This is a genomic window from Microbacterium sp. H6 (genome assembly GCF_003314775.1).
Taxonomy (GTDB): Bacteria; Actinomycetota; Actinomycetes; order Actinomycetales; family Microbacteriaceae; genus Microbacterium; species Microbacterium oxydans.
Window position 1 is genome coordinate 436 of record NZ_QOAY01000222.1, and the last position, 231, is coordinate 666.

General features: G+C 74.5%; 1 protein-coding gene. It reads left to right on the forward strand.

Going from position 1 to position 231, the window contains the following annotated elements:
• Nucleotides 1-231 (forward strand): DUF222 domain-containing protein (locus tag DSP71_RS22375; protein WP_181800746.1); only part of this gene is annotated, 231 nt, incomplete at both ends.

Consider the following 231-nt stretch of genomic DNA (forward strand, 5'->3'; position numbering starts at 1 on the left):
TGATCGACGCGCGCACGCGGGCACAGAAGCAGCACGATGCACTCGCGGCGGCCCTGGGCATCGCGGCCCGACACGACGAGATGCCGCGGCTGGGCGGTGCTGCCCCGACTCTCGTGGTCACGGTCGGTGCCGAGGATTACGCCACGGGGCGGGGCTGGGCGCGGGTCGACGGGGTCGACACGCCTGTCTCGACCCGCGTCGCCGCGCACACGGCGTGCGGCGGTTCGATCC